The organism is Petrotoga halophila DSM 16923 (assembly GCF_002924615.1).
In genome coordinates this window covers 1-2,689 of record NZ_JALY01000119.1, presented here as the reverse complement: position 1 = coordinate 2,689, position 2,689 = coordinate 1, and the positions used below count along the sequence as shown (strand labels likewise).

The following is a 2,689-nucleotide window of genomic DNA, read 5'->3' as shown; positions in this document are numbered from 1 at the left end:
TACTCTTCGTTAGTTTATGCAGAAAATTCTCTCGTGTATTTTTAATTTTCTCATGTATTCTAGCAACTTCTAATTTTGCTTTGTCCCAATTCTGTGAGCCTTGTTCTTTATTTATCGTTATTCTCATTTTCATATAACAGTATATGTTGTGATACTCTAAACGATTGTCTAATTAATTTCTTTTTAAACTTCGGGTATTTACTTTGTTTCTTGAAGAAACGCTTATATCCAGTCTCTAGATTCTTCAAAGATTGTTGTAACGATTGAGAGTTAACATCGGTTAGCCATTGATACTTCTCAGTTTTTTTAAGAGCTGTAAGTACTTTACACCACATATAATAGTTAGTATATGTTTTAGTATTTTTATATGCGTTGTTAGCAAATTCTAAGAATTAGGTTGTATACAAAGCGAGTATGTCCAAAATGCTGGTTTAGTTTCTCAATTTGTTCGTTTGTTGGATACAACCTAAACTTATATGTTTTTAGCATATTTAATCACCTTAATTCAATAGTTGTATGATATAATACAATTGTATCATATATACATATAATTAACAACATTTTTATTTTTGCACATCGAATTCATCTCGCGTTTGAAAACACGAGTTTTCTTCGAATTTTATCGTAAAGAGTAAATTTTTAAGCTATATTTAAGTGAAAGATTATATACTAAAAAGACTTTTGTGAATTTATTATTTTAAAAAAAGAGACAGGACAAGCGAAGGAGTAAATCTTCCACTCTTCCTTATGGGTAGGCTGCGGGGCGAAGAGGTGCAAAATAAAAAGTTTTAGAGTTTTTAAAAATATTACAAAAAACAACCAAAGGAGGAAAAACGATGAAGAAAGTAGTATTGATAGCATTTACACTGATCATAGTTACAGGGATGTTTTCAGCAGGTTTAACAGAGGTATTTGATACAGCTAAAGCAAGTAGTACAATATACAAAACCGCACAGCTTGATCTTGAAAAGACTAACCTCGACTACAACAAGGCTAAGATAGAGGCAACGAACAGGAAATTAGAATTAAGTGGGGAATTAAGTTATTACTCAGGTCTTTCAAACTACAATACCTCTATGAAAGATTACTACGGTGATATAGTAGACAGAGTATTGGATGTTTTCGTTGAAGAAATAAACGTAAAAACAGCGGATTTGCAGTTAAAAAATGCACAGATAACCTACGACAACAACACTGAATTGTTCGACAACGGATTAATCTCAGGAGACGACCTTAAAAGTTCTGAACTCGATGTAAGTGATGCACAGAACAATTTGGAAAGTGCACAATTAAATTTAGAAACCGCCAAAGACAACTTAAAAGAATTATACGAAGGAGATTATAACCAAATAGAAATAAACACTCCAACGTATGAGGGTATATTCGTAAGTGATGAGGAATATTTAAACAACAACTACAATCTAAAAATGGCACAACTAAACGTAGATATTTCACAATACGATCTCAACAACTTACCCGCCAACGCATCATCTTACGATAAAAGGATAGCGGAGATAACTCACCAAAAATATATCTTGAGTTTGCAAGACACTCAAGATACATTGATTGAGGCACATAAAACAACAAAAAATAGTATAGAAAATCTTTACAAAAGTGTGAAAAACTTAGAAGAAAGAATGAACTTAGCTCAGAGTACATATAACGACACAAAGGATAGATTCAACAAAGGATTGGTATCTGAATTGGAGTTAAACAGCGCGAACATAAACTATTTAACATCACAAAAGAGTTATTATGAAAGTGTAAGAAATTACATAAAAGCATACATAAACTACATAATAGACACAGGAAGGAGCCTTGAGGAGGTAGGATTGTGAAAAAACTTATAGTTTTAGTAATAACCCTTCTCGTAGGAATCCTGAGTATATTTGGGATGACGTTCGAAGAGTTATACGAACAAAACTTAGAGAAAAGTTCAGCCTATACCCAAGCGGAGTTGAACTTACGTGGAGCACAATTAGAGATGAACAAAATAGACAAATTCTTTGTTCCATATTTGGGAATATCTGTTGATACAATGAAAACAGGGATAATCCCAGCAGGAACAACAACCGTTAGTGGGTTGGTTTTTGGAGGGGAAGGAGATTTAGAAGGTTACGAGATTTCTTTGGATGTAAACTTCTTAGAAGTATGGGGAGCACAGGTAGGTGTCTCATTCCCTTTTACTTTAAATACAGATGAATGGACAATAGAATCCCCTGAAGCATCAGAGATAGCAATCTCTTTATCGCGTGATCTAACAATCATTGACAAGGCCGAAAGGTTGAAAACTGAAAGTGCTTACTACGATGCACTCTCTAAATATTACACGGCTCAAACGAATGAACTCATAACCACGATCGAAGATATATTCACAAGACATTACAACGAAGAGATGATTCAAACATACCAAGATGAAATAGAAATACTGAACCAACAATACAACTTATCAACCGATGAAGACGAAAAAGAAAGCTTAGAAAAACAGATACTTACTGCACAAAAGAATTTAGAAACTCTAAGATCAAACAATGCACCTCTAGAATATTTTGAATACACAGATGAACTTTACAATCAAACAAAAGAAACGGTAGAAAGAATAATAAACGAAAATCAAAACTATCCAACGAATATCGAAGAAAGGCTAGATTTAAAATCGTTACAACTTCAAGAAGAGGCATCGGAAATA

4 protein-coding genes are annotated in these 2,689 nt (G+C 33.0%); 2 read left to right on the top strand and 2 right to left on the bottom strand.

From position 1 onward, the window contains the following. Positions 1-127 (bottom strand): transposase (locus tag AA81_RS14550; protein ID WP_245863477.1); only part of this gene is annotated, 127 nt, incomplete at its 3' end. A 248-nt stretch (positions 128-375) separates the two neighbouring features. Then, positions 376-489 (bottom strand): helix-turn-helix domain-containing protein, encoded by a 114-nt coding sequence (locus tag AA81_RS14545; RefSeq protein ID WP_245857187.1) that lies wholly within the window; start codon positions 487-489, stop codon positions 376-378. A gap of 347 nt (positions 490-836) precedes the next feature. Between AA81_RS14545 and AA81_RS05580 the strand changes: the two genes are divergently transcribed. Together AA81_RS05580 and AA81_RS05575 are read left to right on the top strand one after the other, a co-directional pair. Next, positions 837-1,838 carry a TolC family protein gene (locus AA81_RS05580; protein ID WP_103078856.1) on the top strand — a complete coding sequence of 334 codons (1,002 nt, stop codon included), beginning with the start codon at positions 837-839 and terminating at the stop codon, positions 1,836-1,838. Continuing rightward, positions 1,835-2,689, top strand: an 855-nt coding sequence (locus AA81_RS05575) for a hypothetical protein (RefSeq protein ID WP_146050351.1), incomplete at its 3' end; no start/stop codon positions are given. The genes AA81_RS05580 and AA81_RS05575, both read left to right, overlap by 4 nt.

Coding starts and splice junctions, on each gene's coding strand:
- AA81_RS14545 (WP_245857187.1), bottom strand. CDS start 489: ATGCTAAAAACATATAAGTTTAGGTTGTATCCAACAAACGAACAAATT.
- AA81_RS05580 (WP_103078856.1), top strand. CDS start 837: ATGAAGAAAGTAGTATTGATAGCATTTACACTGATCATAGTTACAGGG.